This is a genomic window from Acidobacteriota bacterium (assembly GCA_012517875.1).
Taxonomy (GTDB): domain Bacteria; phylum Acidobacteriota; class JAAYUB01; order JAAYUB01; family JAAYUB01; genus JAAYUB01.
Genome location: JAAYUB010000111.1, coordinates 32,773 through 58,980 on the forward strand (window position 1 = coordinate 32,773; position 26,208 = coordinate 58,980).

Annotated in this window: 25 protein-coding genes; 10 read left to right on the plus strand and 15 right to left on the minus strand. The window is 62.9% G+C overall.

Going from position 1 to position 26,208, the window contains the following annotated elements:
- Positions 1 to 9: 9 nt before the first annotated feature.
- Positions 10 to 717, plus strand: a complete 708-nt coding sequence (gene deoC, locus GX414_12000; GenBank protein ID NLI47818.1) for a deoxyribose-phosphate aldolase — start codon at positions 10 to 12, stop codon at positions 715 to 717.
- An 88-nt stretch (positions 718 to 805) separates the two neighbouring features.
- On the opposite strand, the gene GX414_12005 is transcribed toward deoC, so the two are convergent.
- On the minus strand, positions 806 to 1,324 hold the full coding sequence (locus GX414_12005) for a hypothetical protein (GenBank protein NLI47819.1): 519 nt from the start codon (positions 1,322 to 1,324) through the stop codon (positions 806 to 808).
- 27 nt (positions 1,325 to 1,351) lie between these two features.
- Positions 1,352 to 1,693 (minus strand): YtxH domain-containing protein, encoded by a 342-nt coding sequence (locus GX414_12010; GenBank protein ID NLI47820.1) that lies wholly within the window; start codon positions 1,691 to 1,693, stop codon positions 1,352 to 1,354.
- A 231-nt stretch (positions 1,694 to 1,924) separates the two neighbouring features.
- On the opposite strand from GX414_12010, the gene thiD reads away from it, so the two are divergent.
- The 7 genes from thiD (at position 1,925) to GX414_12045 (ending at position 12,354) form a co-directional block, all read left to right on the plus strand.
- On the plus strand, positions 1,925 to 2,770 hold the full coding sequence (gene thiD, locus GX414_12015; GenBank protein NLI47821.1) for a bifunctional hydroxymethylpyrimidine kinase/phosphomethylpyrimidine kinase: 846 nt from the start codon (positions 1,925 to 1,927) through the stop codon (positions 2,768 to 2,770).
- A gap of 12 nt (positions 2,771 to 2,782) precedes the next feature.
- Positions 2,783 to 3,736: a MoxR family ATPase gene (locus tag GX414_12020; GenBank protein ID NLI47822.1), complete on the plus strand. Its 954-nt coding sequence runs from the start codon at positions 2,783 to 2,785 to the stop codon at positions 3,734 to 3,736.
- A gap of 17 nt (positions 3,737 to 3,753) precedes the next feature.
- A complete protein-coding gene (locus tag GX414_12025) occupies positions 3,754 to 5,130 on the plus strand; it encodes a DUF58 domain-containing protein (GenBank protein ID NLI47823.1) in 1,377 nt (458 codons plus the stop codon).
- Positions 5,127 to 7,337 carry a DUF3488 domain-containing transglutaminase family protein gene (locus GX414_12030; GenBank protein NLI47824.1) on the plus strand — a complete coding sequence of 737 codons (2,211 nt, stop codon included), beginning with the start codon at positions 5,127 to 5,129 and terminating at the stop codon, positions 7,335 to 7,337. The genes GX414_12025 and GX414_12030 overlap by 4 nt, the downstream gene beginning before the upstream one ends.
- Positions 7,338 to 7,354: 17 nt before the next feature.
- Complete coding sequence (locus GX414_12035; protein NLI47825.1) at positions 7,355 to 10,045, plus strand: tetratricopeptide repeat protein; 2,691 nt, start codon at positions 7,355 to 7,357, stop codon at positions 10,043 to 10,045.
- Between the two features lie 175 nt (positions 10,046 to 10,220).
- Positions 10,221 to 11,066 (plus strand): ATP-binding cassette domain-containing protein, encoded by an 846-nt coding sequence (locus GX414_12040; GenBank protein ID NLI47826.1) that lies wholly within the window; start codon positions 10,221 to 10,223, stop codon positions 11,064 to 11,066.
- Entirely contained in the window at positions 11,056 to 12,354 is a 1,299-nt protein-coding gene (locus GX414_12045; protein NLI47827.1) for an ABC transporter permease, read from the plus strand. Before GX414_12040 ends, GX414_12045 begins: the two co-directional genes overlap by 11 nt.
- Positions 12,355 to 12,455: 101 nt before the next feature.
- Here the strand turns inward: GX414_12045 and GX414_12050 are convergent, their stop codons facing one another.
- The 7 genes from GX414_12050 to GX414_12080 all read right to left on the minus strand — a co-directional run bounded on the left by GX414_12050 (position 12,456) and on the right by GX414_12080 (position 18,236).
- Complete coding sequence (locus GX414_12050) at positions 12,456 to 13,955, minus strand: succinate CoA transferase (protein ID NLI47828.1); 1,500 nt, start codon at positions 13,953 to 13,955, stop codon at positions 12,456 to 12,458.
- Positions 13,956 to 13,985: 30 nt separating this feature from the next.
- Positions 13,986 to 14,420: a hypothetical protein gene (locus GX414_12055; GenBank protein NLI47829.1), complete on the minus strand. Its 435-nt coding sequence runs from the start codon at positions 14,418 to 14,420 to the stop codon at positions 13,986 to 13,988.
- 90 nt (positions 14,421 to 14,510) lie between these two features.
- Positions 14,511 to 15,191, minus strand: a complete 681-nt coding sequence (locus GX414_12060) for an outer membrane lipoprotein carrier protein LolA (protein ID NLI47830.1) — start codon at positions 15,189 to 15,191, stop codon at positions 14,511 to 14,513.
- A 14-nt stretch (positions 15,192 to 15,205) separates the two neighbouring features.
- Positions 15,206 to 15,400, minus strand: a complete 195-nt coding sequence (locus GX414_12065; GenBank protein ID NLI47831.1) for a hypothetical protein — start codon at positions 15,398 to 15,400, stop codon at positions 15,206 to 15,208.
- Between the two features lie 16 nt (positions 15,401 to 15,416).
- On the minus strand, positions 15,417 to 16,136 hold the full coding sequence (locus tag GX414_12070) for an ABC transporter ATP-binding protein (protein NLI47832.1): 720 nt from the start codon (positions 16,134 to 16,136) through the stop codon (positions 15,417 to 15,419).
- Positions 16,137 to 16,216: 80 nt separating this feature from the next.
- Entirely contained in the window at positions 16,217 to 17,314 is a 1,098-nt protein-coding gene (locus GX414_12075) for an ABC transporter permease (GenBank protein ID NLI47833.1), read from the minus strand.
- A 7-nt stretch (positions 17,315 to 17,321) separates the two neighbouring features.
- Positions 17,322 to 18,236, minus strand: a complete 915-nt coding sequence (locus GX414_12080) for a hypothetical protein (GenBank protein NLI47834.1) — start codon at positions 18,234 to 18,236, stop codon at positions 17,322 to 17,324.
- A gap of 120 nt (positions 18,237 to 18,356) precedes the next feature.
- Between GX414_12080 and GX414_12085 the strand changes: the two genes are divergently transcribed.
- The gene (locus tag GX414_12085) at positions 18,357 to 20,630 is read left to right on the plus strand and encodes a DNA translocase FtsK (GenBank protein NLI47835.1); all 2,274 of its coding nucleotides are present in this window, start codon (positions 18,357 to 18,359) and stop codon (positions 20,628 to 20,630) included.
- Positions 20,631 to 20,771: 141 nt separating this feature from the next.
- A complete protein-coding gene (locus GX414_12090) occupies positions 20,772 to 21,632 on the plus strand; it encodes a PDZ domain-containing protein (GenBank protein NLI47836.1) in 861 nt (286 codons plus the stop codon).
- Between the two features lie 70 nt (positions 21,633 to 21,702).
- Here GX414_12090 and GX414_12095 read toward each other — a convergent pair whose 3' ends face one another.
- The 6 genes from GX414_12095 to secF form a co-directional block, all read right to left on the minus strand.
- The gene (locus GX414_12095; GenBank protein ID NLI47837.1) at positions 21,703 to 22,476 is read right to left on the minus strand and encodes a tetratricopeptide repeat protein; all 774 of its coding nucleotides are present in this window, start codon (positions 22,474 to 22,476) and stop codon (positions 21,703 to 21,705) included.
- Between the two features lie 19 nt (positions 22,477 to 22,495).
- Positions 22,496 to 22,912 (minus strand): biopolymer transporter ExbD, encoded by a 417-nt coding sequence (locus GX414_12100; GenBank protein ID NLI47838.1) that lies wholly within the window; start codon positions 22,910 to 22,912, stop codon positions 22,496 to 22,498.
- A gap of 12 nt (positions 22,913 to 22,924) precedes the next feature.
- The gene (locus tag GX414_12105) at positions 22,925 to 23,287 is read right to left on the minus strand and encodes a hypothetical protein (protein NLI47839.1); all 363 of its coding nucleotides are present in this window, start codon (positions 23,285 to 23,287) and stop codon (positions 22,925 to 22,927) included.
- Between the two features lie 49 nt (positions 23,288 to 23,336).
- Complete coding sequence (locus GX414_12110; protein ID NLI47840.1) at positions 23,337 to 23,987, minus strand: flagellar motor protein MotA; 651 nt, start codon at positions 23,985 to 23,987, stop codon at positions 23,337 to 23,339.
- Positions 23,988 to 24,071: 84 nt separating this feature from the next.
- Positions 24,072 to 24,866 carry an energy transducer TonB gene (locus tag GX414_12115; protein ID NLI47841.1) on the minus strand — a complete coding sequence of 265 codons (795 nt, stop codon included), beginning with the start codon at positions 24,864 to 24,866 and terminating at the stop codon, positions 24,072 to 24,074.
- An 82-nt stretch (positions 24,867 to 24,948) separates the two neighbouring features.
- Positions 24,949 to 26,157: a protein translocase subunit SecF gene (gene secF / locus GX414_12120; GenBank protein ID NLI47842.1), complete on the minus strand. Its 1,209-nt coding sequence runs from the start codon at positions 26,155 to 26,157 to the stop codon at positions 24,949 to 24,951.
- Positions 26,158 to 26,208 lie beyond the last annotated feature (51 nt).

Genomic DNA, 26,208 nt, shown 5'->3' on the forward strand with positions numbered 1-26,208 from the left:
GACGAGGTGATGCGGGAGCTGGCCCGGCGTGCCGCGGTGCCGGCCACCGCCGGCGGGCCGCAGCCGGCGACTTTGGCGGGCATGATCGACCACACCATCCTGAAACCGGATGCGGTCCGCGACGACATCGTCAAGCTGGCACGCGAAGCCCTGCAGTACGGGTTCGCCGCGGTCTGCGTGAACGCCTGCTGGGTGCCGCTGGTGGCCGAGATCCTGCGGGGTTCCACGGTCAAAACATGCGCGGTGATCGGCTTCCCCCTCGGGGCGATGGTGACGGAGCTGAAAGTCGCGGAGGCGCGCCGGGCGATCGCGGACGGCGCCGCCGAAATCGATATGGTGATCAATGTGGGAGCGCTCAAGGGCGGCGAGCTGGACTTCGTCGAGAGCGACATCCGGGCCGTCGTGCAGGCGGCCCGGGAACAAGGCGCCATCGTCAAGGTCATCCTGGAGACGTGCCTGCTCACCCGGGACGAGAAAGTCACCGCCTGTCTGCTGTCCAAAAAAGCCGGGGCCCAGTTTGTGAAGACGTCAACGGGCTTTGCGTCCGGAGGCGCCACGGTGGCCGACGTCCGGCTGATGCGCGAGACAGTGGGCGACACCATGCAGGTGAAGGCCTCGGGCGGCATCCGAAACTACTCCACGGCGGTGGAGATGATCCAGGCGGGGGCGACGCGGATCGGCACCAGCTCGGGCGTGGCCATTGTGTCCGGCCGCTGACAAGCGGGCGCTGCCGACAGGATTTCTGCGCGATGCTTGCGGGAGAGGAGACGGGGGACGCCGCGCGGGCGTCCCCCCGCGGTAATTCTCAGATGAACATTTCTTCGTCGGCGATCGCCTGATTGACGTCCCGGTGGCGCCGGTCGCCCCGCAGGTACATCATTGCAGCGCGTACGCCCTTGACCACCGCCGAGATTTCCGCCAACGGGTTCAGCAGGTTGTTGGTAATGGACGTGGTGACGAGCTCCATCTTCTTGACGGTGTCCGTCAGGACGTTGTCGATCTTGGAAACCTGCTGCCGGGCGGCAGCCGTGGTCTCGCGGAGGAAACCGGCGATGTCATCGGTGGTTTCGCGGGTGGTCTGGAAAACTTCCTTCAGGTTCAAACTGATGTCCACAAGCTGCTCACCCACCGGCCGGACGGCCTTCACGAAATCACCCATGCCGTTCAAAACTTCGGTGATTTTCGGGGCGGAGTCCTCAAGGAAGCGATCCAGCTTGCGCGCGCTCTCTTCCAACTTGCGGGTGGCGCGGAATGCGACGACGGTCAACACCACCATCGCGGTCGATTGAATGGCGAGAATCAGGACCAACAGCGTCATTTCCATGTCCGGTTTCCTGTCATGGTATCGGAATCAGATCTTCTTCTTGACGGATTCTTTCTCTCCCTTGTAGGCCTGCTTGCCGGCTTCGATGGCGGCACTGATGACCTCTTTCTCACGGGCAACCATTTCCTTGCCACGGGAGATCAGGTCGGCGGTGTCGGCTTCAAGCTTTTCCTTCGTTTCCACGAGTTTCTGGCGGGCGGTCTGGAGGTGATCCTTGAGCGCCTCCGTCCCGTCCTTGACCTTGGTGGCGATCAGCTCGCGGGTCTCCTCGCCCGAACGCGGGGCGAACAACAGGGCGATGGTGGCGCCCACAAATCCGCCCAGAAGGAAGTACAGCGTCCGATCTCCCCACCTGCTTTTCTCTTCCATCGCGACCTCCTCGAAATTCGGAACTGAATCCGGTGCAGTGTATCTCAAGCTGTCTCATTCTAGCAAATCTCATCAAGCCAGTAAAACATGTTTGTGTCATTTGTCGAAGATCGAGCCGGGCGCCGTCGGGGCGAGTGATACCGGTGCGGGCGGGGGGCGCGGAGCAATCCCCTTTCCAATTGGCCGCACGTGTCGTATCATGGGCTCTGAGCGCCATACCGAGGAGCTCCCATGAATGCCGAACGCAAGATCAAAGATCTCATCGGTTCCCATCGGCCCTTTCGGTCCATCCTGGTCAAACCCCGTGTATTCAAGGCGTTGACAGTGGCGGGATCCGACCCCTCCGGCGGTGCCGGGATCCAGGCTGACTTGAAGACATTCTCCAGCTTCGATGTCTACGGCAGCGCCGTGATCACCGCGCTCACCGCCCAGAACACCACGGGCGTGGACGGCATCTTCACGGTGGAGCCGGACTTCATCCGACGCCAACTGACCATGGTGTTGGACGACCTCGGCCCCCAGCCGCTGAAGACCGGCATGATTCCGACCACGGCCGCCATCGAGGTCATCGTGGCCGCCGTGGAGCAGTATAAGCTGAAGCAGCTCGTGGTGGACCCGGTGCTCATCGCGACCAGCGGCGACAAGCTGGTGGTCGAGACCACCCTGGATGCGCTCCGCCGCCTCATGGGACACGCGCTCCTGGTCACGCCGAACCTGTCGGAGGCGGCCCAATTGTCCGGCCTGACCCTAACCTCGTTCGACGACATGAAGGACGCGGCGCTCCAGATCTATCAGACCGGTGTGCGGAATGTCCTGATCAAAGGCGGGCATCTTCTCGATGACGCCACCGACCTGTTCTTCGATGGCAAGGAATTCATCTTCCTGAAAGAAAAGCGGATACCCGTGGGCGACACGCATGGCACCGGTTGTACCTATTCAGCGGCGATCACCGCCGGGCTGGCCAAAGGGATGCCGCTGCTGGACGCGATCGTCAACGCCAAGATCTACATCACCCGGGCGCTGAAATTCCACCTCGATGTGGGCAAGGGATCGAAGGTGCTGAATTTCAGGGTCTAGCACAGGAGTGCGATGACAGCCAACGGCCAGGACCTGGAACAGATCCGCTCCCTCATCGACAACATCGGTTCCGTGCTGCTGGGCAAGGAGGATGTCGTCCGGCTGGCCGTTCTGGCCCTGCTGGCGGAGGGCCACCTCCTCATTGAGGACGTGCCGGGTGTCGGCAAGACCACGTTGGCGCAGGCGCTGGCCCGTTCCATCGACGGGACGTTCAAGCGCGTTCAGTTCACCAGCGACCTGCTGCCGTCGGACATCCTGGGCGTTTCCGTCTTCTTTCCCGAGGCCGGTGAGTTCCAGTTCAAGAAGGGCCCGGTCTTCGCCAACGTCGTGCTGGCCGACGAGATCAACCGGGCGACGCCCAAGACTCAGAGCGCCCTGCTTGAGGCCATGAACGAGCGCCGGGTGACCATGGACAACGTCACCTACCAGCTTCCGGCGCCGTTCCTCGTGCTCGCCACCCAGAATCCCGTAGAGTATCACGGCACGTTCCCGTTGCCCGAGTCGCAGCTGGACCGTTTTCTCATGCGCATCCGCGTGGGCTACCCCGATCCTGGCGAGGAGCGCCGCATCCTGCTGCAGAGCCGCGGGCCGGAGGCTGTGGAACGGCTGGCTCCGGCGATCGGCGTGGCGGCAGTTCAGGCGCTCAGCCAGCGCGCGCGGCAGGTGGAGGTCGAGGAAAGCCTCCTCGACTACATCATGGAAATCGTCACCGCCTCCCGACGCTCTCCGGCCATCCAGGTGGGGGTGAGCCCGCGCGGCTCGCTGGCGCTGTATCGGGCCGCCCAGGTCCAGGCGTTCCTGTCCGGCCGGTCCTACTGCATTCCCGATGACGTGAAACACGTGGCCGTGCCGGTGCTCTCCCACCGCATCATCCTGAAAAAGAAATACGCCCACCTGATGGATATCCGGGAAGAGGCCGAGGCCGTCATCGCCGAATTGATCGGGGGTATCCCGGTCCCGGTCTGAGTCCGTCACGGAGCCCGATGAAAACGTCCATCTGGAACCTGAAACGACCGTTTTTCTGGTCGCTGGTGCTGTCCGGCCTGTCGCTGGTCTGCCTCCAGCTGGCGGTGGCCATGTTCCGCCAGGGACTGCGCCGGCCGGGGTTCTTTCTGGCGCTGGCCGGCATGATCTGCCTGCTGGCGGAAGTGGTGCTCTTCGTGCCCGTGCTGGCCCGCAACGCCCTGCGCAGCGCGGGGCTGTCCATCCGGTTCCGCATCACCCAGGCGGGCTGGATCTACATCGGGCTGATCTTCCTGATCGCCGTTGCCGCGGTCAACACCGGCAACAACCTGCTGTACATCGTGCTGGCGTTCATGATCTCGGCCATCGCCGTGTCCGGCGAGCTGTCCCGCATCCTGCTGTCCAGCCTGCGGGTGGCGGTGGATTACCAGGATTCGATCTTCGCCGGGGAATTCACCAGCTACCGCCTGCGGCTGCTTAACGCCAAGCGCTGGTTCCCGGCGTTTTCCGTGGGCGTGGATGGCCACCTGGTCAACAAGACGTGGCTGGCCGCCGCTGGGCTGGCCGAGACCAAGCCGAAGCGGCTGGACGCGCAAGCGCTCCAGGCGCGCGGCGTCCCCTGCATGCGGACCGTGGCCTACTTCCCGTACCTGTCGCCGCGCGGCACCGACACCCAGTCCTTCCAGGTGCGGTTCCTGCACCGCGGCCTCTACCGGATCGACGCCATCGAGGTGCTGACTGCCTTTCCCTTCGGTTTCTTCCGCAAGGGACGCAAGATCCAGGCGGCCGGCGAGCTCGTCGTCTTTCCCGAGCTGCTGGAGAAGGGCGATTTCCAGTCCTCTCTGGAACACCAGCTGGAGACCATACCGATCCTGCGGAAAGGCCTGGGGGCGGAACTCTTCGCGCTGCGGGAGTACATCCCCGGCGAGGACGTCCGCCACATTCATTGGAAGGCTTCGGCCCGCGTGGGACGCTACCTGGTCAAGGAGTACAGCACGGAGACCCTCCAATCCTACGTCCTGGTGCTCGATGAGGGCTACCCGGGCAACCTGGACGAGGTGCGGGTGCGCTACGAGCGGGCCATCTCGTTCCTGGCCACGCTGGCCATGGAGTTGTACCAGCGTGGTAAAAGCGTGCGGGTCGTGCCCAGTCACAGCCGACCGCCGGAGGCGGGCGCGCGTTGCGATCTGCCGTCCGTGCTGGAGGATCTGGCGCTGTCATACCTGCGCCCGGTGGAAGACGCGCCCAATGCGCATCCCCTCAACAGTGCGCCGTTCGAGACCTGGCTGTCCGAGGAAGCGCCCGGCAGTCTGATTCTGTGCTCCTTTCGGAGTCCGGCGATGTTTTTCCGGCTCGCGCCGCACCTGGACGGCTACCTGGACCTGAACCAGATATGAAATACCGGCGCCTCTTCAAAACCGTGTTCTACCAGCTGATCCTGTCGGGATTCGGAGCGCTGGCCTTCACCGGCAAGCTCGGTTGGCTCACCTGCGCCGTCTACCTGGCGGCGCTGGCCGCGGCTTACGTCAAAGGAGAGGAGATCTCGCGCCGCCATGCCGGGTTTACGCGCGGCTCGATGCTGGCGATTTTCGTCGCGTTCGTGGCCGGTTTCGCGGTGGATTTCCTCCTGTTGGCGGGCGAGTTCACCGTGGCGGTGATCCACGTGGCCATGGCGGTGTCGATCCTGAAGCTGTTCACCGCCCGCACGGCGCGGGACTACCTGTACCTGTTCCTCATCGCGTTCGGTTATCTGCTGGTGTCCACGACCTTCACGATTGACATCGGCTTCGCGCTGTTCGCGTCCTGGTTCATGATTGCGGGGATCCTGGCGCTGATGCTGTTCGAGATCCGGACGGCGTCCATCTACTTCTCCCAGCGCGGCGATACGGATGTTGACGAGACGCCGCGGCCGCCGCTGGAACCGGCCTCGCCCGGCCGGATCAACGTGTCGGCGGGACTGGTCACCGCGCTGGGCGGGTTGATCTACGTGCTGATGATCGGTTTGACGATCCCGCTGTTCACCATCCTGCCCCGGTTGTCTTTCGGCATGTGGCAGTTGAACCTGTCGGACCGGCAGGAGATCAGTGGGTTTTCCGACACCACCGAGCTCGGCGACGTCACCTCGATCAAACTCAACGACGCGGTGGTCATGCGGATCCGCACCGATCCGGAACCGGACCGGCTGCCGCCGGACCTGAAATGGAAGGGCATCGCCCTGGACCGGTACGACGGGCGCGGGTGGGGGCTGTCGGTGCCCTGGAAGCAGGTGGTGGCGCTCAGCCCGGAGGGGCTCTATCCGCTGGCCCGACGTCACAGTCCCGAACGGCTGCTGTATCAGGAGGTGTTCCTTGAGCCCATCACGTCGCAGGTGCTGTTCCTGGCCCACCGGCAACTGGCTCTCACCCGCGACGTCCGGAGCGTCTCGCTGGCCTGCACGGGCACGCCCACCAAGGGATACGAGCATTATCAGAAATTCCGCTACGCCGGTTACTCGGACATTCACCGCTACAGCGAGGCGGAGCTCGGCCAGGCGCCGGCCGGCTATCCGCTCGGCCTCTCGACGACGCTGCTGGAGATCCCGGCGTACTCGCCGCGGATCGCCCAGCGAGTGGCCGATGTCACCCGTGGCATCGATTCGCCCTTCCGACAGGCCCGGGCGCTGGAGGCTTACCTCCGCACTAATTACGCCTATGCGCTGGAGATGGAGCCGTGTCCTCCGGACCGTGACCCGGTGGAGTTCTTCCTCTTCGACATGAAGCGCGGCCACTGCGAGTACTTCGCCTCGGCCTTGGCCATCATGTTGCGGTATGCCAAGATCCCGGCGCAGGTGGTCAACGGCTTTCAACGGGGCGACATCAATCCGTTCAACGGCGTCATCGTCGTCCGGCAATCCGATGCCCACAGCTGGGTGGAAGCCTGTTTCGTCAAGTCCGGTTGGGTGGAGTTCGATGCCACGCCGCCGGTGCGAGAACCCGATCGGTCCCGCTACCTGGCGTTTCTGGATAATCTGCTCGAATCAGTGGAGTTTCTCTGGATCCAGGACGTGGTCAACTATGATGTCTCCGATCAGGTGCAACTCCTCCGTTCCCTTCGGTCGGGCGCGGCGGGTTGGCGTCAGACCGTCGCCCGGACGCTCAAGCGGGTTCAGGAGTGGCTGAACGATCAAGTGGCTGTGGCGTGGCTCCGCGCCGCCGATCTGGCGGAGGCGCGGGGCGGCGCGCTCACGGCGATAGGTGCGGCGGTTCTCGTGGCTCTCGTGGCGCTGTGGGGGCTGCGGCGGCGGTTCGATGCCTCCGGTCGGCGGTTGCGTCGCGAAGGCGGGCCGGGCCGGGCCGCCGGACTGGTCTATCAGCGTTTCCTGAAACTGGCCGCCCGGGCCGGCTTCCGGAAGGAGGCGCGTGAGACGCCGCGCGAATTCGCCCAGCGGTTGGGCGGCGCCCTGCCCGCCGGACTGCTACTGGAATTCACCGACCTTTACTATGACCTGCGCTTCAACCCGCGCAGCGTCGTGGCCGAGATTATGCCGCGGCTGCACGGGTTGATGCGCCAGCTCGAATCCCTGGCCGAGGGACCCAGGCGGCCGGGCCGGGGGCGCCGAGCTTGATTCGGCAGGAGGCAACCATGAACCGGCAACCCGAGCATCCCGATTCCCCGCCCGCCGGCGGCGAAGCGCCCACCGAACGGGTGGAGCGGAGCGGCCCGGCGCTGCGCCCGGCCTTGGGTCCCGACGACCGGGTCGGCCCTTACACCATCCTCGACCGGCTGGGGGAAGGGGGAATGGGGGTTGTGTACCTGGCCGAGCAGCGCGAGCCGGTCAGCCGACGCGTGGCGCTCAAACTGATGCGGTGGGGCGGCGATTCCGAGTCGGTGGTCGCCCGGTTCGAATCGGAACGCCAAGCGTTGGCCCTCATGAGCCATCCCCACATCGCCCAGGTCTTCGACGCCGGCACCACGCCCGACGGACGCCCCTTCTTCGTCATGGAGTTCGTCCAGGGAGTGCCCATCACATCATACTGCGATGCGCGGAAAGCCGACACCCGCCGGCGCCTCGAGTTGTTCATGCAGGTCTGCCATGCCATCCAGCACGCCCATTTCAAGGGGATCATCCACCGGGACATCAAGCCGTCGAACGTCCTCGTGACGGACCGGGAGGGGCAGGCGGTTCCCAAGGTGATCGATTTCGGCGTGGCCAAGGCCACCGGCCGGCGCCTCACCGACCGCGAGGTCCACACCGAGATCGGCCAGCTCATCGGCACGCCGGCCTACATGAGCCCGGAGCAGGCGGAGATGAGCGCCCTCGACGTGGACACGCGCAGCGACATCTACAGCCTCGGGGTCCTGCTCTACGAGCTGCTGGCCGGGCGACTCCCCTTCGACCTGACGGAGGCGCGGCAGAAGGGCTACGCCGAGGTGCAGCGGCAGATCCGCGACGTGGAGCCGCCCACGCCAAGCTCCAAACTCAGCACGCTGGGTGAGGCGGCGGCGGAAGTGGCCGGCCGGCGAGGCGCCGAGCCGCGCGCGCTGGCCCGGGACCTGCGCGGCGACCTGGACTGGATCACCATGAAGGCCATGGCCAAGGACCGGAACCGCCGCTACGCCACGGCGGCGGAGATGGCGGCGGACATCCAGCGCCATCTGAATCACCAGCCGGTGTTCGCCGGACCGCCCGAGTGGAGCTACCGTTTCCGCAAATTCGTCCGGCGGCACCGGCCGGCGGTCATTGCCACCGCCGCCATCGCGGCCGCCCTGCTGCTCGGTCTGGCGGGCACGACCGCGGCCCTGCTGCAGGCCCGCCGCGCGGAGCAGGAGGCCCGGCGCCAGGCCCAGCGGGCCGAGGAGGTGACGGCGTTTCTGACCGGGATGCTCCAATCTCCGGATCCGTACCTGGACGGCCGGGATGTGCGGGTGGCGGACCTGCTGCGACGGGCTACGATCAACCTAAACAACGACACCACCCTGGACTCTGAGACCAAAGCCGCCGTGCACATGGCCCTGTCCAGGCCGTACATGGTCCTGGGACAGTTTGAGGACGCCGCCGCCCAGCTCAACGCGGCGCTGGAACTGCGCCGCCGGACTCTCGGTCTCCGGCATCCCGACACTCTGATGACAATATCCGACCTTGCGCTCCTGTACACCAACCAGGGCCGTCTCGACCAGGCCCAGCCGCTGCATGAGCAGGCGGTCGAGGGCTTGAAGGCCTTGCAAGCCCCGGCTGGCCTGGAACGGCTGACTGCCCTCGAACGATGGGGGGATTTCTGGCTGGCCAAGGGGGATCCGGCCCGCGCGGAGAAGATCTATCGGGAAACTCTGGAGTTCTGGCAAACGCCGACGGCCCGCGCCAAGACCTGTCTGCGGCTGGCCACGTCGAGTCAGGAACAGGGCCGGCTGGAGGAGGCGGAGACGTTCGCCCGCCAGGCGCTGGCGGCTGCCTCGTCGGGGTTGGGTCCGGACCATCCGGAGGTGCTCGACGCCGAGGGCGTGCTGGCGTCCATCCTGACATACCGCGGCAAGAACGCCGAGGCCGTCCCGCTCATGGAGCACGCCCTCGCCGCCCATGAGAAACAGTTTGGCCCGGAGCACACGGTCGTGGCGACGGATCTGTTCACGCTGGCCAACGCCCAACTGGCGCTCGGGCGCCTCGATGACGCCGAGCGCAGCGTCCGCCGGGGGCTGGATATCATGGCCCGCCGACCGGAGCGCGGCACGATCGCCGAACTGATGCTCACCAACACCTATGCCAGCGTGCTGCGCCTGCGGGGCCGTCCGGACGAGGCCGCGGCGGTCCTGCAAGACGAGCTGGCTCTCGGCGCCAAGCAGATGGGGCGCGAACACAACGTGGTGCTCAACGCGTACTCCGAACTAGCTCTCAACCTGTTGCGGGCGGGACGCGGCCCGGAGGCCGAACAGATCATCCGGGAGAATCTGGCCGTTCGGGAGCGGACCCAGGGACCGAACCATCCGGGCACGATCATTGAAACCCTGAATCTGGCCAGCGGACTGGTCCGTCGGCAAGCGTATGCCGAGGCGGAACAACTGGCCCGATCGGCGCTGGAGCGGGCCAGCGCGATTTGGCCGCCGGGCCACGAGGCCATCCTCAGCCTGCAGACGACGCTGGCGAAATGCCACATGGGCCGACGGCAGTATGCCGAGGCGGCGGCGGTCCTGCAGCCTGCCTATGCCACCGCGCGATCAAGCCTGGGGGAGGAGCACCGCGTCACCCTGCGGATCCGCGAACTGCTCACCGAGCTCAACACGGTCCGGGGAAGGCCGGAGAGAGTCCCGGCGCTGGATTCCGGCAAGACCCCTGGTTGATCCGGTTGTTCGGGCCGGTTGTATTCCCGTCGTCCGTGAAATAGAATGCCACGATGGCAAACAAAACCCGTCAATATGATTCCAACTTGAACCGAGGAGGTAACCCCGCGTGATTGTATCCGTGCGATCGGTACGCAAGCGGTTCGGCAATTTCTGCGCGGTGGACGGTGTGGAGATGGGTGTGCCGCCGGGCGTGATCTATGGGCTGCTGGGTCCCAACGGCGCCGGCAAGACCACCACCATCCGCATGATTTTGGGTATTTTCCTGCCCGATGAGGGCTCAATCGACGTCTTCGGCAAACCGATGGACGACGCCGCCCGCGACCGCATCGGCTACCTGCCCGAGGAGCGCGGCCTGTACCGGAAGATGAAGGTCCGCGACCTGCTGATGTTCTTCGCCCGCTCCCACGGTCTCAGCCAGAAAGAGGCGGCCGAGCGCGTCAACGGCTGGCTGGAGCGCGTGGAACTGCCCCAGGTGGCGCGCAAGAAGGTGGAGGAGCTGTCCAAGGGGATGCAGCAGAAAATCCAGCTCATCTCCACCATCCTGCACGAACCGGAGCTCCTCATTCTGGACGAGCCGTTCAGCGGACTGGATCCCATCAATCTGCAATTGATGAAGGACATATTCCTGGAGCTCCACAACCGGGGCACCACGGTGATCTTCTCCACCCACAACATGGAGGAAGCCGAGAAGATGTGCAACTCCATCTGCCTCATCAACAAGGGGCGCGTCGTCGTGGAGGGCGACCTGCACCACGTCAAGGAGAGCTACGGCCACAGCTCCATCCTCATCGACGCCTCGGGGCCGCTGGAATTTCTCAAGAAGCTGGATTACGTGGCCGAGGCTGAATTGTATGAGAACTACGCCGAGGTCCGCCTCCAGGACGGCCAGGCTTCGGGGCGGCTGCTCGAAGACCTCGTCCGCCAGCCGGGCCTGACGATCCGCAAGTTCGAGCAGGTGGCTCCCACGCTCCGCAACATCTTCATCGAACGGGTCAAGGGAGACAGCCATGAAAACTAGAACCTGGGAAATCATCCGTCGGGAATACCTGGAGCGGGTCACCAAAAAGAGCTTCTGGATCGGCACCGTGCTGATGCCGGTACTGATGCTGGCCATGCTCTTCGTGCCGGGTCTGCTGATGCAGGTGTCGCTGGACAAGGAGCTGCGGATTGCCGTGATCGACCGGAGCGGCAAGGTGTTCGAACCGCTCAAGGAGAACCTGGAAAAAGCACAGGCGGAGGCAGCGAAGGCCGAGCCCAGTCCGTTCATCATCGAACGTCGCGAGGCCGGAGCCGACCTGGATGCCACCCTGGCCGGCATCAAGCAGGAGATTGGAGACAAGAAGCTCGAGGGATGCCTCATCGTCGGGCCCGACTTCGACGCGGAGGACAACTTTCATTACTTCGGGCGCAACGTCAACAACCTGACGGTCATCCGCGGCCTGCAGGGCGGGCTGAATCCCATCGTCGTCGCCGACCGGCTCACCCGCAACAACATCAACGCTCCGCCGGAGAAGATCCGCGAGTGGATCCGCCGCGTGGAACTGGTCACGTTCCAGGTGGCCGCAGGCGGCGACAGCAAGAAGAGCGATCTCGGCTCCTCGATCTTCATCACGTTCACCTTCGTGATGATCCTGTACGTGTCGCTGCTGGTCTATGGCATCGCCAACCTGCGCGGTGTCCTTGAGGAGAAGACCACCCGCATCATGGAGGTGCTGCTGGCCAACTTCACGGCGAAGCAGATCATGACCGGCAAGCTGATCGGGATCGGCCTGGTGGGGCTCACCCAGATGCTGGTCTACTCCCTGACCGGCGGCGTCATCGCGGCGTACGGGGCGGTCACGGCCGCGCAGATGAGCCCGGAGCTCGCCGAAGGGCTGGCTGCGGTCAATCCCATGTCGCTCGTGTACTTCGTTGTCTTCTTCGTGCTGGGTTATTTCATCTTCTCGGCGATGTTCCTGGCCATCGGGTCGCTCTGCTCCACGGAGGAAGACGCCCAGAACATGCAGGGGCCGGTGATCATGCTGCTGGTCGTTCCCATGGTCAGCACGATGTTCTTCATCTCCAATCCCGACTCGCTCATCGCGGTGATCATCTCGTTGATTCCCGTGTTCACGCCCATGGTGATGATGATGCGGATCCTGGTGCAGACCCCGCCGTTGTGGCAGATCCTGCTGTCGATCGTCCTGAGCGTGGCGTTCATGGTGGGCCTGATGTGGGCGGTGGCCAAGATCTTCCGCATCGGGGTGCTCATGTACGGCAAGCGGCCATCGGTCAAGGAAATCATCCACTGGTTCAAGGCGGCCTGAGCGCTGCCGCCAGGGAACGGAAAACAAGCGGCCGGGTCACGGGGACCCGGCCGCTTGCTCTTTGCCGGCCGCTGACAGCCGGCCGGGGCGGGCAGGATTGGTTACCGGGGTTTACGCATGTCGCCGGTATCCATGTAGCGCGTATGCATCTGAAACACTTCGCGGATCAGATGCGGTTCATGACCGCCCACCTCGCGGCAGGCACGTTCATAGTAATCCATCAATTCATCGCGGTAATCAGGGTGGACGCACTGGCGGATGATCTCCGGCGCCACCTCGCGGGGGCATTTGCCCCGCAGGTCTGCCAGACCTTGTTCCGTCACCACCACCTTGACGTCGTGCTCGGAGTGGTCGAAATGGGTGACGAATGGCACGATGCTGGAGATTTTGCCGCCCTTGGCGACGGAGGGCGTGACAAAAATGGACAGGTACGCGTTGCGCTCGAAATCGCCACTGCCACCGATGCCGTTCATCAGGTGCGTGCCCATCACGTGGGTGGAGTTCACATGACCATAAATGTCCGCTTCCAGGGCGGTGTTGACGGCGATGACACCCAACCGGCGGATTATTTCCGGATTGTTGGACATCTCCTGCGGACGCAACAGGATGTGGCGCTTGTACCGGGCGAGGTCCTGATGAAACCGCTTCTCGCCTTCGGCCGACAGCGTGATGGAAGTGCCTGAGGCGAAGACGACCTTGCCGGCATCGATCAGGTCCAGCACCGAATCCTGAATGACTTCGGAATAGAACTCCATGTTCTGGAATTCGGAGTTGAGGAATCCTTGCAGCACCGCGTTGGCCACCCCGCCCACGCCCGACTGCCACGGCAGGCCCCGGGGCATCCGACCGGAGCGGATCTCATGGGTGATGAAATCGATGATCAGTTCGGCGATTCGTTTTTCCGCATCGCTGCAGGGGGTGAAGGAGCCGTGGCTGTCCGGCTTGTCCGAGACGACAATGTGGCGGATGCGATCGACGTCCGTGACCATGTAAGGCCGGCCGATCCGGTTGGACGCTTTCACGATGGGGATGGGCTGCCGGTCGGGCTGGTCCTGGGGCACGTAGATGTCGTGGATCCCTTCCAGTTCCAGCGGGTGCGTTGTGTTCAGCTCCACGATGATTGTTTTGGCGAGCCGGCACAGCGTGGGGGAGATGCCGACGCTGGTCGTGGGGACGAGGTGGCCCTCCTCGGTGATGGCATGGGCTTCGATCACGGCCACGTCGATGGGGCCAAAGTAGCCGTAGCGGATCTCCGAGGACACATGGCTCAGGTGCTGATCGTAGAACCGGGTTGCCCCGGCGTTGATCTGGTCGCGGAGCTTCTTGTTGGACTGGTAGGGCATTCGGCGGTCGATGGCGCCCACCTCCGCCAGTGCTCCATCCAACTCGTCGCCAACGCTGGCGCCGGTGAACAGGTTGATGCGCGTCTTCTCACCGGTGCGTTTGATCCGCTCGGCCAAGGCTTTGGGTACCAGCTTGGGGTAGCCGGCCGGGGTGAAGCCGCTGCACCCGACATTCATGCCGTTCTGAATGAGATCGGCGGCTTCCTCCGCTGTGGTGATCTTGTCCGACAGTTTGGGATGACGAATTCGATTTTTCATCGCACGATTCTCCTGGCTGTGAAGGTACTTTCATGTGATGGATTCCAACTTGCGGATGACCACCCGCTTGCCGGCGGCGCCCACCACCTCGACGGTGTCGCCGAGGGCGACGGAGCCGGGCTTTTCCGGCAGGCCGATCCAGTCGGCGCCCTCGCAATGGAGCATGAAGAGTCCGGCGTGCGGATCGACGATGTCTTGAAGCCGGCCGGTGCGGCCGACGATGGCCTGGATCTTCGGATCGTCCGCCGGCCGGATGCACCGCCGGAACAGCCAACGGGTGAACGGTTCCAGAATCAGCACGCCGCCAGCCACGGCCAGCCACTGGCACCAGGTGGGGGCGCGCAGGTGCGCGGCGGCCGATGCCAGCAGGCACCCCCCGATCAGCGGCAGCAGCGGCCGGAAGCGGGTCACCAGGTAGAAAATCAGCAACAGGATGGCGGGAACCAGCCAGTACCAGTGGGTCATGTATCCTTCCCTGAAATCATCCAAATGATCGGCGTGTGGCTTGTCCGACGGCAGTCACACACACAAGGCTGCCCGGACTGCGGCCGGCGCTTATGAGATGAACTCAACGTCTCGAGGCATCTTGAGCTCGAAGGTCTTGTCCTTCACCTTCTTATTAATTTCGATCTTTCGGAACTGAATATCCGTGTAGTCGCCGTTGGGTTCCTCGATTCGCTGGCGGGCCGGAATGCCGGTGCCGGCCTCGATCCACAGGTTCAGGCTCTTGAAATACGACTTCAGCTTCGGGCTTTTCGGGTACAGCGTAAGCACGTGGTAGACCATCTTCCCTTCCACTTCATCGTGGAGGTAGGTGATGTCGAAATTGCTCTTGAGATCATCCACCGAAGTGCCGATGCCGAAGTTGGCATAACGCGCCTGCGATTCGTCGATCTTTCTCCTGACCGCCTGGTTTTTTTTGGGGTAGAACACCAGGATCTCCCGGGGAGTGACCAGCAGGATGGTTTTGCGGGGTTCCTCGATCTCCTTTTTCAGGTAAATCCCGTCGGTTTCTTTCTTGAAGTAAAATTTCCCTTTTTCGAGCTCGTCGTATTCCTGAATGATGTTGAGGTATTTGCGCTGGATGATGTCGGCCTGGAACGTGCGCAGCACCTTGTTAAGCTGATTGAGCTTTCGCAGCACCCGATCGAGTTTGGCGCTGTCGCCCGCGGCGGCTGAGGGAACGCTCAGCGTCGCAAACAGGAACAGCAAGCCGGTCAGAACCATGCGTTTCATCTGTGGCCTCGAGACTACCCGATGAGGTGGAGGTGGGCGGCCGGCGGATGAGTGACGGCCGGGGTCGGCTTGGCCCGCCGCTCGAAGCAGCTGTGCGGCACCAGGAAGATGAACAACAGGATGAGTATGACGATGATGTCGTAGGCAATGCTGCCGCGCTCATACTTCCACAGGAAAATATTGTGCAACAGACTTTTGATTCTGCCCATGCCGTACGCCCGTCGCTCAGCGACTGAAGATGTCCTCGTGTTCCACGAGGAGTTCGCTACGGGGCTGCCGCAGGATCTGGCCGTCCCGCATCTCCACAATCCGATGCGCGTACGACGCCGCTTCGGAGTTGTGGGTGATCATGACCACGGTCTGGTTGAACCGGAGATTGAGATCCCGGAGCATCGTCAGGACGATCTGCGAATTCACGGTGTCGAGGTTGCCGGTGGGTTCGTCTGCGAGGATGAGAGCGGGCCGGTTGATGAGCGCCCGGGCGAGGGCCACGCGCTGCTGTTCGCCGCCCGACAGCTCCAGCGGTTTGTGGTCCATCTTGTCCTGAAGGCCCAGGATGCCGAGAATCTCCTCCACGGTGTGGGTGTCGAACGTCCCGTTGCCGCGGATCTGGCGCGCCAGCTGGAGATTTTCCCGGGCGGAGATTGTTGAAAACAGATTGAATCGCTGGAACACAAAACCGATCTTGGCCCGGCGGATCTCGGTCCGCTCGCGGTCTGAGCAGTCGGCCAGGTTCCGGTCCTCGATCAGGACGTCGCCGGATGTCGGACAGAGCAGGCCGCCCATGATGTGCAGCAGGGTGGATTTGCCACAACCCGACGGCCCCATGATGGCGATGAATTCCCCGCGTCTGATCTGCAAATCGACTCCGCGCAGTGCCGGTACGTCCACCTTGCCGATGCGGTAAATTTTGGTCAGTTTGCGGATAGTGACGATATCTTGCATCAATCCAATCCGGTGAAAACGTAACAAACCAGTATATTTTGATTTGCCCGCCTGTTCAAGGTGAAAGGCAGGCACGCGCTTTATTCGTACATCAGCGCTTCGACGGGATCCTGGCGGGCGGCCCGGTAAGCGGGATAGGTGGACCCGAAGATCCCGCTCGCCAACGCGATGAGCGCCACGTAGATGATCCACTCCAGCCGAATCTCGAACGGCAGCGACGGGTACAACACGTGCAGCACCCGCGTCGCCAGGAAGGTGAGCACCAGCCCGACACCGACGCCGACGACGGTGAGCAGCATCGACTCCTTCAGGATCAGGTTGACGATGTAACCCTTCGAAGCGCCCAGCGATTTCAGGATGCCGATTTCGCGGGTGCGTTCGGTGATGGTGGTGTACATGGTGAGCAGGATCACCAGGAAGCTGATGAGGACCGCGCTGACGATGATCGCCGCGGTGAACTCCTTGAGGCCGGGCAGGTTCGAGGCCATGACCTTGTAAATGTCCGAGGCCCGCGTCACGTTGTAGCCTTTGAACGGATCGACGCGGAGCAGGTGCTGGTAGACCGGCTCGATCCGGGAGTCCGAGTCGCATTTGATATAGAAGATGGAGACCTTTTCCTTCGAATCGTTCAGGTCCTGCAGCGTTTCCAGCGGCACCAGGATGCGGGCGGCAATGCCCGCCTTGAAAATGCCTACAATCGTGAAGGTGTGGTTCAGGATGTTCAACGTGTCGCCAAGCTTGGTGTGGTGGGATTGCTGGTATACATCGTCCACGATGCACTCGAATGGAGCCTGGAACAGGCGGCCCTGCAAGACTATGATGCCGTCACCGCTCACTTGGTTGAAGGAATGGGGATCGATGCCGAAAATCAGCGAGAAACTCTGCTTGGAAAACTGATGGAGCATGGGGGAAACATGCCGGATGCCATCGACTTCCAGCAGTTTGTCCTTGATCCGGATGGGCATGGTGGCGTTATTGAGGGCCAGCAGGAGCGAGGAGCCGGGAGGTTGAAACAACAGATCCGCCTTGATGTTTTGCGTGCGGTACGCCGAATCCTTCAGCATGCCCTGGGTCAGCCCGACGAACAGCAGAATCATCACCACACCCAGGCTGACCGCCAGGATGCTGACGATGGTCCGGGTGGGACGCTTCTTGACGTTGGCGATGATCAGGCCCACGGGCACCTCATGACTTGGGGGATATCTGTTCCACCGTGGCGTCGTCCGGAACGCTCAAGGCGAACATCTGGTCATTGAGCGGCGCATCGACTTCCAGCCGTTTGACCGAGAAGTCCACCCGATAGCCCTCGCGCGGGCGATAGAGCCGGATCTCCGCGGGGAACTCGCCGGAGGTGAACGGGCGGTGGGGGCCGTAGCTCACCTCGCTGACCGGTGCTCCGTCGGGGGCGTACAGGACCTTCTTGCGGATGCTGAGGCTGGAACGTTCCAGCCAGATTTTCTGGAGCACCAGCGGCGCGCCACCCGTGACGTCCAGCTCATGGATCACGTAGTACCGCTCGACGGCGGTGTCTTCCTGGGTGACGGCCAGGCGGGAGTCCGGCTTGAGCCGTTGATGGAAAAATGTCTGGGTGATGTGCCAGGGGCGCAGCTGGGACAAGTTGTAGCGGGGTGAGCGCTCGTCGGCAGCCGGTTCCTGGGGCAGGGCGGCGAGGTCATCGCCCATGACGCCCCGGTACAGGGTGTTGCGGCGGGGATACCAGATCTCAAACTGGGCTCCCCGGGCCACGACGTCCAGGGCGGTGGTCTTGATCATGGGGAGGTGGATCTGCAGCCGGAGGTCGCCCTGCCGGTTGACGATCATCACCGCGTCGGCGGACGGCAGTTTCTCGCGTTTCTGTCGGGTTGCGGATTCGGCGGAGAAGGTCAACTCCGCTTTCCGGATCAGCAGCGTGCTGGGCGCACCACAGAGCCGGTCGAACCGGGCCAGAAGCTCCTCCCGGCTCAGCGTCTGGGCCTGCTGGAACGCAGGGCTGACCCGCACGGTTTCCTTGTGCACGCCACACGCGCCGGTAGCCATAGCGGCGGCCAGGGCCAGGCCGGCCGATGCGGTTCTCAGGTGATGCTGCCAGCTGCGGTTCAAGGCGTTCCGCCCTCCAAAAAATCCAGAGAAATCTATCAGAAAGGGCCTTCCGAGTCAAGGTTTACGCTGGATTTCACCCCTGTTTCTGGTAAAATCGAGGCCATTGAAGGCGGGGGAGTCATGAATCGTTCCCAACAAAAGAAATTCCGCGAACTGCTCGGGTTCCTGCTGCTGTTTCTGGTTTTCCTGTTCGGGCTGGCCCTCGTCTCGTACAGCCCTGAGGATGCGTCGCTCAACGTCAGCACCACCCTGAGCCAGTCGCGGAATTTCATCGGCCGTACCGGCGCCTGGATCAGTGATTTCTGCTGTCATCTGTTCGGATACGGCGCCGTCCTGCTGGCCCTGCCGGTGGTCTTCCTGGCGGTCCGGATGATCCGGAGCCGGGAGATGGCGGGGCTGTTCGTCCAGTGGTTGGGGACCGTGGTGCTGATGGCGGCCGTATGCGGGCTGCTGGACCTGCTGTTCTCCACGCCGGTGGGATTGGCCAATTTCACACCGGGCGGCATCCTCGGCGGCACGCTGAAGCACTTTCTGGTGTACTACCTGAACACGGGCGGCGCCGCTCTGCTGCTTGGCGCCTGCCTCCTGGCCGGGCTCCTGCTGCTCACCCCAAGGACTCTGGGCGAGCTCTTCGGTCGAATCGGTGGTTTGTTCCGGCGACAGTCCGCGGCCGGCCCGGAGCAGCCGGACGAGGCTGACTCCGACGCTTCGGCACCCAAGGCCGAAACGAAGTCGTTCTCTCCGGCGGAGACCGAACCGGTCCAGCGGCGCGGCGCTCCTGAACCGGAGACTGTCGCCGGCGACGCCCGGACGGAGGAGGCGGCGACCGCGGGCGGTGACGCGCGGGCCGCGGCGGCCAAACCCGGGTTCCGAATTCCCATCACCCCGCTTGAGTTCACCGAAGAGGCGGGGCCCGAACCGGACGTGCACACCAGCAACCGCCGCCAGATCGGACGCTTCCGCCTGCCGCCGTTCTCCCTCCTCGAGCGCGCCGACAGCGTGGCCAAGATCAGCGAAACCGAGCTGATGGAAAAGGCTCAGCAGATCATCCGCAAGTATCAGGAGTTCGGCATCGAGGGGGCCATCGATGCCATCCATCCGGGGCCCGTGGTCACCCTCTTCGAGTTCAAACCCGCACCCGGCGTCAAGTACAGCAAGATGATCTCCCTGGTGGACGACTTGTGCCTGGGACTCCGGGCGGAGTCGATCCGGATCGACCGCATCCCCGGCAAGTCCACCGTCGGTATCGAGGTGCCCAACTCCCAGCGGCAGACCATCCACATCCGCGAGGTCATCGAGTCGAAGGAAGTCCAGAACTCCCGCTCCCGGCTCACGCTGGCCCTGGGCAAGCGGATCAACGGCGACGTTTTCGTCACCGACCTGATGAAGATGCCCCACCTTCTGGTGGCCGGGGCGACGGGTTCGGGCAAGAGCGTGGGCCTGAACACCATGATCACCTCCATCCTGTATCGGGCCACTCCGGACGAGGTCCGGTTCATCTTCATCGATCCGAAACGGCTGGAACTGGGGGCGTACGCCGACATCCCCCATCTCCTGACCCCCATTGTCACCGATGCCAAGCTTGCCGCCAACACGCTGCTGTGGGCCGTCCATGAGATGGAGGAGCGGTACAAGCTGCTGGCGAAATACTCCGTGCGGGAGATCGATGGTTTCAACCGGCTGTGCCTGGAAAACGAGGACCTCGATCCGCTCCCCATGATCGTCATCGTCATCGACGCGTTGGCCGAGCTGCTCAGCGTGGCGTCCAAGGAGGTGGAGTTGTGCCTCCAGCGGCTGGCCCAGATGGCCCGGGCGGTGGGCATTCACCTGATCATCGCCACCCAGCGTCCGTCGGTGGAAGTGGTGACCGGCGTGATCAAGGCGAATTTCCCCTCGCGCATCTCCTTCCGGCTCCTGTCGCGGCACGACTCCAAGACCATCCTGGACACCATCGGTGCCGAGCATCTCCTGGGCAAGGGCGACATGCTGTTCCTGCCGCCCAATTCGGCCAAGCTCATCCGCGTGCACGGCGCGTTCGTCTCCGAAGAGGAGACCAAGAAACTGGTGGACTTCCTCAAAGGGCAGGGAGAGCCGAGCTACACCGAGCTTCTCACGCCGGAGGCGGACAGCGCCGAAGACTCGGACAACGGCAACGGTCTGGGCGACGATCCGCTGTTTGACGAGGTGGCCCGATTCGTGGTCAAGAACCGCAAGGCGTCCACCTCGGTGCTCCAACGCCGTTTCCGCATCGGCTATGGCCGGGCGGCTCGCCTGATGGATATCCTCGAGGAAGAGGGCATCATCGGACAGTCGATCGGCAGCCGGCCCCGCGACGTCTTGGTACCCCCCGACTATTTCGACTCGGTCAGCGAAACCCAGAACCCCGAAGCCTGACAACTCTGGATCAGCGCGAGTGCACCCAGACGGTGCCGCCGGCATGCCGCCGCATGGGATCTGGCCGCCCGGGCGGGAACCGTCCGCGCCTTGCGGCGTAATAGAAGCTGACAATTCATTGCGGAGAGCGGGAGGTGCTCCATGAAACGGTTGATTGTGTTGACGGCGGTGGCCCTGATCACGGTGGCGGCTGTGCCGGTGTTTGCCGGACCGCCGGATGATGGCGACCGGCAAGTGTACGTACATGTGTCCGGCGACGCCAGCCGGGCTTTTCTGGGAGTCAACCTGCGCGATCTGAACGCGAAGGAACTCGATGAGTGGAAGGAACCGGACGATCTGGGGGCCTACGTGGTGAAGGTGACGGCCGATTCGCCGGCGGCCAAAGCCGGCTTGGCGGAGGGGGACATCATCATGCGGTATGCCGGAATCCCGGTGCTCGGCGTCACCCATCTGACCGGCTTGGTCCGCGCGACTCCTCCCGGCAAGACGGTGAGCATCGAGATCGCCCGCGGCGGCAAGCGCCAGACCCTTCAGGCGACCCTGGGCAAGCGGGACGGCGATTACTTCGTCGGCGTGCCCGGCGAGTCTTTATTCACCATCCCGGAAATGCCCAAACGAATACCGGATGAATTTAAGGATTACAACCGCACCTTGCGGCAGTATTTTGTGACGCGCCGGCCCCGGTTGGGTATCTTCTACGATGACCTGACCGATCAGCTCGCCAAGTTTTTCGGTGTGCCTGAAGGCAAGGGTGTGCTCATCACCTCGGTGGCCGAGGATTCGCCGGCCGCAAAGGCCGGCTTGGCGGCCGGTGACGTCATTGTGGCGATCGGCGATTCGAAGGTGACGGATTCCAGCGACCTGATGCGGGCCCTGTCCGGAGAGGAAGACGATGGAACGTTGGCGGTCAAGATATACCGGAAAGGAAAGGCCATGGATGTGCGCGTCACACTGGATGATGACAAACCCGAGCTTCCGAAAGCCCGGAAGCTGTCTGTCTGAACCGTCCCCCGATTGACGGGCATAAAAAAACCCACCCCGAGGGGTGGGTTTTTCATTTTCCAGAGACGGATCAGAAGATCTTTTTCTTCTTCTTTTCCTCTTCCGCCTGCAGCTTCTTTTTCAGGATCAGCGACTGGGCGGCCAGACGGTCGGCCTTGAGAGTGTAATCGTCCTTGAGCGCCTGGTCGTCCACGAGCATGGCCTTCTTGCGGTAGCACAGGTTAAGGAAGCTCATGGCGTCGGCGTAGTTCGGATCGATCTCCATGGCCTTCTGCAGGGAGGTGATACCTTCCTCGATGACTTGGTCGGCCTTGGCCTTGTCCTCGGGAGTCATGTTAGGCACATTCTCTCCGTTGGGCCCGGTGGACTGGTTGACGATGTTCCAGTCGATGACCCCGATGCCGTATAGAGGCACGGGATTGTTGGGTTCCAGCTCGATGCGCTTGCGATACCAGGTTTTCGATTTTTCGTACTCGTTCATTGCGTTGTAAAGGCTGGCAATGCTCTGGATCGCATTCACGTTGTCGGGACTGTATTCCAGCACTTTCTCGAAGGTCTTGATCGCCATGTTGGCCGTCTTGAGGTTGCGGTCGGTGAAGAGGTTGGGCACGTACTGTTGCATGTAGGAAGTAGCCAGGTATTCGTAGGCGATGTGGAGATCGGGGTCCAGTTCGATGGCCTTCTGAAAATTGGTGGCGGCTTCTTCGTACGATTTGTTCTTGAAGGCTTTGACGCCCTTGTTGAGCTGGTCGCGGGCCTTGAGGTTGTTCATCAGATCACAACCGCAGAGCCCCGCCACGAGCACAAGAGTAACCAGCAGCGTGAGGAAATGTTTGATTTTCATTTGGTCGCTCCCTTGTGGCTCACTCGAGTTCCGTCATCAACCCGATCTGCTCCACGCCGGCTCCCTTCGCGATGTCGATCGCCTTGACGATGTCGCCGTAGATCAGCCCCTTGGCGCCCTTGATGAAGATGGACTTGTCGGCGCGGGCGCTGTAGATCTGGGTCAGCCGCTGGCTCAACGAGTCGAAGGTGACCGGATCTTTGTTGATGAACATGGAGCCGTCAGTGTTGAGGCTGACGACGATGCCCAGGAACCGGTCCGCGATCTCCTGGGTGACTTCCGGCGGCAACTTCTCGGGAACCCGCACATCGAGGCCGTGTGGTGTGAACGGCGTGATAACCATGAAGATGATGAGGAGCACCAGCAGAATGTCGATGTACGGGGTCACATTGATATCCGATTTGGGGCCTCCTCCGCCCCCGACTGCCATTCCCATAGTGGCTCTCCTTTAGATTTTTTGCTTGTCGACCAGCAGGCCGATCTGCTCAAAGCCGACTTCCCGGATAAGGTCCAGCGTCTCGGTGACCTTTTCGTAGACGACACCCTGATCGCACTTGAGGAACACCCGGTCCTGCTGACGGACCTCCATCGCGGTGATCAGACCATCTTTAAGGTTGGCAGCGTCCTGCGGCACGTTGCCAAGGTAGAGCCGCATGGTCCGGTCCATGCCGACGACCAGGGCCTCGCGGTTTTCAGCTTCGGGCATCTCGATCACGTTCCGGCCCTTCGGCAGGTTGACCGTGATGCCTTTCTGCAGCAGCGGCGTCGTGATCATGAAAATGATCAGCAACACCAGCATGATGTCGGCCATCGGGGTCACGTTGATATCCGAGTTGACCCCGCTGGCTTTGTGTTTGACCTTAGAGGTTGCCACGGCTCACTGACCTGCGCTTGATGAAATAGTCAATCAACTCGGAGGAGGAGTTGTCCATCTCCACGGTGAAGGCTTCGATCCGGGTGGTGAAGTAGTTGAACAGCCACACGGCGGGGACTGCGACGAAGAGGCCGAACGCGGTGGTCACGAGGGCTTCCGAGATGCCGCCGGCGACGGCGCCGATGCCGGTGTCCTCGCCCTTGCTCATGCCGGCGAACGCGTTGATGATGCCGATGGTCGTGCCGAACAGGCCGACGAACGGGGCCGTGGCGCCGATGGTGGCCAGGGCGCCGGTGCCGCGCTTGAGCTCCTCACGGTTGATGGCGGCAGCGCGCTCCAGCGCACGTTTGGAGGCCTCGATCAGCTCGCCCGGCAGCTCGCTGGAGGCGGTGTGGGCCTGGAATTCCTTCAGACCGGCCACCACCACCTTGGCCAGGTGGGACTTGGTGTAGCGTTCGGACACCATGATCGCTTCTTCAATCTTGCCGTCCTTCAGCGCCTCGGCCACGGCCGGGGCGAATTCACGGCTCTGTTTCTTGGCGGCGCGGAACGTGAAGTAACGCTCCAGCATCACCGCGATCGACCAGACGGACATGATGGCGAGGATGAAAACCACGGCGCGCGCGGTCCAGCCCATCTTGTTCCACATGTCCATGTAATCCATGCCGCCTTCTTGAAGCAAAAATAGATACATCGTCGTACCTCCCAGTATTAGATTTGGTTATTGTGCGCCGAGCGTGAATCTGACCGTGACGGTGCCGATCACCGGGATCGGCTCGCCATTGAGCAAGGTGGGGGAGTATACCCACTGGGTCACCGCGTCAACCGCGGCCTGGGTAAGCAGGGGATGTCCGCTGATGACCTTGGTCTCGCGGACCCGGCCCGACTCATCCACCACAACCTGGAGGATCACCGTTCCCTGGACGCGCGCGGCGCGGGCCAGAGGCGGATAAACGGGTTGGACCTGATTGATCAACCGGGACGTCAACACCTGGCCGCCGACCCGGACCGGTTCCTTCTTCGGCGGGGGCGGAGGTGGCGCCACATTGGCCGTGCCGCCGACAACCGCCGGGCCGGTGCTGCCCACCACGCCGCCGACAACGCCGCCGGGCACGCCGCCGGGCACGCCGCCAGCCACACCGCTGCCGCCTGTGTTCAGGCCGAGCAGGTCGGCCAGGTCGGACTTGTCAGAAGGAGGCGGGATCTCGTTGGAGATCTCTTTCGGGGCGTAAGTTTTCGACAAGTCAATATTGACTTGCGGCCGATCCACCTTGGGGGCCTGCTTGGGCGCCTCAGACGGCGGCGGCGGAGGGGGGGGCGGCGGCGGTGGTGGCGGAGGCGCCGCCAGGAACGTCAGCAGCTCGCCCACCTGGGCGGGAAGCGCCTCGGGAAAGAGCAATGGGACCAAGACGAGCGCCAACAGGGCCACACCGTGTATGATCAAGGCCACCACCATGGTCACACCGGTCTTGGTCTTTGCCCTGTTGGTTGAAGATTCCAACAAGTTCTCAAACATCTGCGCCTCCTGGCCCCCGCAAGGGTAGTGGTCCGACGCGGGAGCTTAGATATGACATTATCAATTCAGAGACCAGCCGAGATCAAGCGAATTTATAGACCTTTTTCTCCTTGGCGGTGCCGAGGTATCGCATCCAGAGGTAGGTCAGCGGGCTGGCGACGGCGATCGAGGAGTAGGTGCCGATGATGATGCCGATCACCAGCACGAACGAAAAGCCGTCCAGCGTCTCGCCGCCGAGCAGCCACAGGCAGAAGACCGAGATGAACGTCAGGCCCGAGGTGATGACGGTCCGCGATAGCGTCTGGTTGATGGACTTGTTGATGATGGTCCGGAAGGTGTCGGCGCGGTTGAGCTTGATGTTTTCGCGAATCCGGTCGAACACCACGATGGTGTCGTTGATGGAATAACCCACCAGGGTGAGGAATCCCGCCACGACGATGAGGGAGATCTCCTTGCCCAGAAGACTCATCAGACCCATGGTAATCAACACATCATGGAAGAGGGCGATCACGGCGCCGACACCGAAAGCGAATTTGAATCGCAGCGCGATATAGACCAGCATGCCCAGCAGCGAGAAGAACACCGCCTTGGTGGCCTTGTCCTGCAGCTCCTTGCCGATCTTGGGACCGACGCTGTCGACGCTCAGCACGGTGAATGAGCCCGGATAGTAGTGCTGCTTGAGCACGCCCAGAACGGGGTTGCTGATGCCGGGGAGGGAGCCGAGCTGGCCGATATCGGTGATCAGGCCACCCCGGTCGGTGCGGTGGTTCACGATGGTCTCGGCCAGTTCCCGGTACACCCGCTGGGTTTCCTCGATGGTCGCGCCCGCCGTGAGCCGACCCATGTTCTCCAGCACCCGGCTTTCGCTCAAGGTGGCGGCCAGCTGATCGATTCCCACCCGATTCAGGTCCTGCTTGCCCTGAACCTTTGCCTTGTCCAAAATCCCGTGCAGCGCGTCGTAAATGTTCTGGCCCAGATTCTGGAAGGATGCGGAGTCCTCGCTCTCGATCTTCTTCATCCGGATCTGGACGAGGTTCTTCTCCTCGGCGTCGAACCGGGTGACGTCCGCGGCCCCGAGGCTCTGCTTGAGCGCGTCGCGCAGACGGTCCACGTCGGGTTTCTGGGCAGTCTTGACCTTGATCAGGGTGCCGCCGGTGAAATCGATGCTGTAGGTGAATCCGCCGTGCTGGAGCACCGAAAACCATCCCACAACCAGCAGAACGAGCGAAGCGGACAGGAAGAGCCACACTTTGCCCATCCAGTCCACATTGATATTCTTGAACAGTTCCATGACGACTCCTCAGGCGATGAAGTTAGACACGGGGTGTTGGATTTAGTTCCG

Excerpts from the sequence above, each read along its gene's own strand:
- GX414_12020 (NLI47822.1), top strand. The coding sequence starts at position 2,783 with ATGACAGCCAACGGCCAGGACCTGGAACAGATCCGCTCCCTCATCGAC.
- GX414_12025 (NLI47823.1), top strand. The coding sequence starts at position 3,754 with ATGAAAACGTCCATCTGGAACCTGAAACGACCGTTTTTCTGGTCGCTG.
- GX414_12050 (NLI47828.1), bottom strand. The coding sequence starts at position 13,955 with ATGAAAAATCGAATTCGTCATCCCAAACTGTCGGACAAGATCACCACA.
- secF (NLI47842.1), bottom strand. The coding sequence starts at position 26,157 with ATGGAACTGTTCAAGAATATCAATGTGGACTGGATGGGCAAAGTGTGG.
- GX414_12010 (NLI47820.1), bottom strand. The coding sequence starts at position 1,693 with ATGGAAGAGAAAAGCAGGTGGGGAGATCGGACGCTGTACTTCCTTCTG.
- GX414_12085 (NLI47835.1), top strand. The coding sequence starts at position 18,357 with ATGAATCGTTCCCAACAAAAGAAATTCCGCGAACTGCTCGGGTTCCTG.
- GX414_12115 (NLI47841.1), bottom strand. The coding sequence starts at position 24,866 with ATGTTTGAGAACTTGTTGGAATCTTCAACCAACAGGGCAAAGACCAAG.
- GX414_12065 (NLI47831.1), bottom strand. The coding sequence starts at position 15,400 with ATGGGCAGAATCAAAAGTCTGTTGCACAATATTTTCCTGTGGAAGTAT.
- deoC (NLI47818.1), top strand. The coding sequence starts at position 10 with ATGCGGGAGCTGGCCCGGCGTGCCGCGGTGCCGGCCACCGCCGGCGGG.
- GX414_12030 (NLI47824.1), top strand. The coding sequence starts at position 5,127 with ATGAAATACCGGCGCCTCTTCAAAACCGTGTTCTACCAGCTGATCCTG.
- GX414_12035 (NLI47825.1), top strand. The coding sequence starts at position 7,355 with ATGAACCGGCAACCCGAGCATCCCGATTCCCCGCCCGCCGGCGGCGAA.
- GX414_12040 (NLI47826.1), top strand. The coding sequence starts at position 10,221 with ATGGGTGTGCCGCCGGGCGTGATCTATGGGCTGCTGGGTCCCAACGGC.
- GX414_12060 (NLI47830.1), bottom strand. The coding sequence starts at position 15,191 with ATGAAACGCATGGTTCTGACCGGCTTGCTGTTCCTGTTTGCGACGCTG.
- GX414_12070 (NLI47832.1), bottom strand. The coding sequence starts at position 16,136 with ATGCAAGATATCGTCACTATCCGCAAACTGACCAAAATTTACCGCATC.
- GX414_12055 (NLI47829.1), bottom strand. The coding sequence starts at position 14,420 with ATGACCCACTGGTACTGGCTGGTTCCCGCCATCCTGTTGCTGATTTTC.
- GX414_12110 (NLI47840.1), bottom strand. The coding sequence starts at position 23,987 with ATGGGCTGGACCGCGCGCGCCGTGGTTTTCATCCTCGCCATCATGTCC.
- GX414_12005 (NLI47819.1), bottom strand. The coding sequence starts at position 1,324 with ATGGAAATGACGCTGTTGGTCCTGATTCTCGCCATTCAATCGACCGCG.
- thiD (NLI47821.1), top strand. The coding sequence starts at position 1,925 with ATGAATGCCGAACGCAAGATCAAAGATCTCATCGGTTCCCATCGGCCC.
- GX414_12105 (NLI47839.1), bottom strand. The coding sequence starts at position 23,287 with ATGGCCGACATCATGCTGGTGTTGCTGATCATTTTCATGATCACGACG.
- GX414_12100 (NLI47838.1), bottom strand. The coding sequence starts at position 22,912 with ATGGGAATGGCAGTCGGGGGCGGAGGAGGCCCCAAATCGGATATCAAT.
- GX414_12090 (NLI47836.1), top strand. The coding sequence starts at position 20,772 with ATGAAACGGTTGATTGTGTTGACGGCGGTGGCCCTGATCACGGTGGCG.
- GX414_12045 (NLI47827.1), top strand. The coding sequence starts at position 11,056 with ATGAAAACTAGAACCTGGGAAATCATCCGTCGGGAATACCTGGAGCGG.
- GX414_12095 (NLI47837.1), bottom strand. The coding sequence starts at position 22,476 with ATGAAAATCAAACATTTCCTCACGCTGCTGGTTACTCTTGTGCTCGTG.